Source organism: Amycolatopsis orientalis DSM 43388 (genome assembly GCF_000411975.1).
Taxonomy (GTDB): Bacteria; Actinomycetota; Actinomycetes; order Mycobacteriales; family Pseudonocardiaceae; genus Amycolatopsis; species Amycolatopsis orientalis_D.
This window is the reverse complement of sequence record NZ_ASXG01000070.1, coordinates 1-2,896: the sequence shown is the minus strand read 5'-3', so window position 1 is coordinate 2,896 and position 2,896 is coordinate 1. Positions and strand designations below refer to the sequence as shown.

Annotated in this window: 5 protein-coding genes and 1 pseudogene; 5 read left to right on the top strand and 1 reads right to left on the bottom strand. The window is 70.6% G+C overall.

Annotation, left to right across the window (positions count from 1 at the left end; all coding sequences use genetic code 11):
* The 4 genes and pseudogenes from L942_RS45325 to L942_RS11850 all read left to right on the top strand — a co-directional run.
* A pseudogene (locus L942_RS45325) lies at positions 1 to 336 on the top strand (histidine kinase); the annotation flags it as partial.
* Complete coding sequence (locus tag L942_RS11860; RefSeq protein WP_037358924.1) at positions 336 to 752, top strand: roadblock/LC7 domain-containing protein; 417 nt, start codon at positions 336 to 338, stop codon at positions 750 to 752. The pseudogene L942_RS45325 and the gene L942_RS11860, both read left to right, overlap by 1 nt.
* Complete coding sequence (locus L942_RS11855) at positions 749 to 1,123, top strand: DUF742 domain-containing protein (protein ID WP_037358921.1); 375 nt, start codon at positions 749 to 751, stop codon at positions 1,121 to 1,123. Before L942_RS11860 ends, L942_RS11855 begins: the two co-directional genes overlap by 4 nt.
* Entirely contained in the window at positions 1,104 to 1,703 is a 600-nt protein-coding gene (locus L942_RS11850) for a GTP-binding protein (protein WP_051165889.1), read from the top strand. Before L942_RS11855 ends, L942_RS11850 begins: the two co-directional genes overlap by 20 nt.
* Before the next feature lie 17 nt (positions 1,704 to 1,720).
* Here the strand turns inward: L942_RS11850 and L942_RS11845 are convergent, their stop codons facing one another.
* Entirely contained in the window at positions 1,721 to 2,182 is a 462-nt protein-coding gene (locus tag L942_RS11845) for a DoxX family protein (protein WP_037358919.1), read from the bottom strand.
* A gap of 135 nt (positions 2,183 to 2,317) precedes the next feature.
* Between L942_RS11845 and L942_RS11840 the strand changes: the two genes are divergently transcribed.
* The gene (locus L942_RS11840; RefSeq protein ID WP_037358918.1) at positions 2,318 to 2,773 is read left to right on the top strand and encodes an NUDIX domain-containing protein; all 456 of its coding nucleotides are present in this window, start codon (positions 2,318 to 2,320) and stop codon (positions 2,771 to 2,773) included.
* The last annotated feature ends 123 nt before the right edge of the window (positions 2,774 to 2,896 follow it).

Here is a 2,896-nt window from a genome sequence, read left to right as displayed (position 1 = left end):
CCGCGGCCAGCGGCCGAGGCGGCTCGCCCGCCGCGTCCGCCGCAGAACCGCGAGCAGCGCCCGCCCGCGGACCACGGCCGAGCGCCGCGTCCGGCGGTCGAAAACGGCCGGGCCGCGCCGCCGCGTCCGCCCGGACGTCCGCCGCTGCCGCAGCGGCGCCGGCAGCAGAACCTCGTTCCGCAGCTCCGCGGCGACCGCCCCGCCCCGGAATCCAGCGAAGTCCGCGAGGATTCGCCGGAGCAGGCCCGCTCCCGGCTCAGCGCGTTCCAGCAGGGCACCCGGCGGGCCCGCGAGGCCGATCCGGGGCACGACAACAGGTACGGAGATCGCGACTGATGGCGAACAACGGAGTCAACGAGCTCGACTGGCTGCTCGACGACCTCGTGCAGCGGGTCGCCGGCGCGGACCGCGCGGTGGTGCTCTCCGCCGACGGGCTGCTCATCGGCCGGTCGGGCAATCTGTCCGAGGCGGACGCGGAGCACCTTTCCGCGGTCGCGTCGGCGTTCCAGAGCCTCGCCCGCGGCACCGGACGGCATTTCGGCGGCGGCAACGTGCGGCAGACGATGGTCGAGATGGACCACGCGTTCCTGTTCGTCACCGCGGCCGGGCGGGGCGCCTGCCTCGCGCTGCTGGCCGGGGTCGAAGCGGACATGGGGCTCGTCGCCTACGAGATGAACCTGATGGTCAAGCGGGTCGGTGCGGTGCTCACCGCGGCGCCGCGGGCCGGAGCGGTCCAGCGGACTTCGCCATGACGGCGCGGGGCCGCGAGTCCTGGTACGAGGACGAGGCCGGTCCGCTGGTGCGGTCCTACGCCGTCACCGGCGGGCGGACCCGGTCCGACACCCGCGGGCTCGACCTCATCACGCTCGTCGTCGCGCTGCGCGCCGCGAGCGAGACGCCCGGACTCGAACCGGAGTACGCACGCATTCTTTCCCTATGCCAGCGCCCGGTTTCGGTCGCCGAGGTGGCCGCGCGGGTCGACCTGCCGCTGCCGGTGGTGAAGGTGCTGCTGAGCGATTTGATAGAACGCAACCTCGTGCTGTTCCGCACCGCGACGCCGGTGACCGACGCCCCCAGCCCCCACGTACTCCAGGCGGTTCTCGATGGCATCCGGAAACTCTGAGCCCCGCCGGTCCCTGACCGCGCAAGCGGTGAAGGTGCTCGTCGCGGGCGGCTTCGGGGTCGGCAAGACCACCCTGGTCGGCTCGGTCAGCGAGGTGCCGCCGCTGCGCACCGAAGAGGTGATCACCGCCGCGTCCGAGGGCGTGGACGACCTGTCCGGAGTGGAGGGCAAAACCACCACGACGGTCGCGCTCGACTTCGGCCGGATCACCATCAACCCCGAGCTGATCCTGTACCTGTTCGGCACGCCCGGGCAGGACCGGTTCTGGTTCATGTGGGACGAACTGGCCGACGGCGCGCTCGGCGCGGTGGTGCTCGCGGATACCCGGCGACTCGAATCCTGTTTCCCCGCAGTGGATTTCTTCGAACAGCGCGGGACGCCGTTCGTGGTCGGGGTGAACTGCTTCGACGACGCGTACCGGTACGGAACCGAGGAAGTGCGCGCGGCGCTGGATCTGGATCCGCAGGTGCCGCTGCTGCTGTGCGACGCGCGGGAACGGGATTCGACCAAGCAGGTGCTGACGGTGTTGATGGAGCACGTGCTCGGGCGGGCGATGCTCGTGAGCGGCAACCCCAGGTAGTGCTGCCTCTCTGTTCCTCATCGGCGGCGCACCTGATCCAGGGAGACCGCACCCGGGCCGACCACGGCGATGGCGAGGAAGATCCAGGCGTACAGCGCGGCGGGCTCGCCCATGTTGTGCAGCGGGAGCAAGCCTTCCGGGGCGTGCACGGTGAAGTAGGCGTAGGCCATCACGCCGGAGAGCACGATCGCGGAGACCCGGGTGAAGAGCCCGGCGAAGACGAGGATCGCGCCGACGACCTCGATCACGCTGGCCCAGTAGCCCGGCCACTGGCCGAAGGGGAACCCGCCGCCTGCGTTGTCGATGCCGCCGAAGAAGCCGAACCCGATCAGGCCGTGGCAGAAGAAGAGGGCGGAGACCACGGCGCGGAAGAGGGCCAGGACGGTGGGGCGGGCTCGGTCGGCCAGGGACTTGGTCGCCTCGGTCACGGTGGTCTTAGCGGGGGTCGCGGCGATCTCGGGGGCGGTCGTCGTGGTCATCGCGGGGTCCTTCCGGTGGCTGTCGGTGCCTTACTGCTCATGCGTCGAACCGGGCGGGCGGGGATCGACAGGTCGCCGGGAAGTTTTTTCCGTGGCGGTGTCCGGGCTGGTCAGCGGGGCTGGCAGGCTGGGGGGATGGTGGTCAGGCGGAGTGCTGGGGTGCTGGTTTATCGGCGGGGCGCGGCTGGCGTCGAGGTGTTGCTCGCGCACATGGGCGGGCCGTTCTGGGCCAAGAAGGACGCGGCTGCCTGGTCGTTGCCCAAAGGGGAGATCGAGGACGGGGAAGCGGCGGAGGCGGCGGCTCGGCGGGAGTTCGCCGAGGAGCTGGGGGTGCCGGTTCCGGACGGGGAATGGGTCGAGCTGGGGGAGGTTCGGCAGTCCGGGAAAGTCGTGACCGCGTGGGCGGTGGAGGGGGAGCTTGATCCGGCGGAGGTGGTGCCGGGGGTGTTCGAGATGGAGTGGCCGCCTCGGTCCGGGGTGATGCGGGAGTTTCCTGAGGTGGATCGGGTGGAGTGGTTTTCTCTTGAGGTGGCTCGGGAGAAGATTGTCAAGGGGCAGCGGGGGTTTTTGGATCGGGTGGCGGGGTTGTGATTGGCGGGGTTGTGAGGTCTGCTCGTCGCCCTGGCGGGCGACATTGCAGTCGGGTGAGTGGGGTGGGGCACCCCGAAGCTTGATTGTGCTGACGGTCTTGGGGTGCTTGTCAAGGCGGGAAAG

Coding starts and splice junctions, on each gene's coding strand:
- L942_RS11860 (WP_037358924.1), top strand. CDS start 336: ATGGCGAACAACGGAGTCAACGAGCTCGACTGGCTGCTCGACGACCTC.
- L942_RS11855 (WP_037358921.1), top strand. CDS start 749: ATGACGGCGCGGGGCCGCGAGTCCTGGTACGAGGACGAGGCCGGTCCG.
- L942_RS11850 (WP_051165889.1), top strand. CDS start 1,104: ATGGCATCCGGAAACTCTGAGCCCCGCCGGTCCCTGACCGCGCAAGCG.
- L942_RS11845 (WP_037358919.1), bottom strand. CDS start 2,182: ATGACCACGACGACCGCCCCCGAGATCGCCGCGACCCCCGCTAAGACC.
- L942_RS11840 (WP_037358918.1), top strand. CDS start 2,318: ATGGTGGTCAGGCGGAGTGCTGGGGTGCTGGTTTATCGGCGGGGCGCG.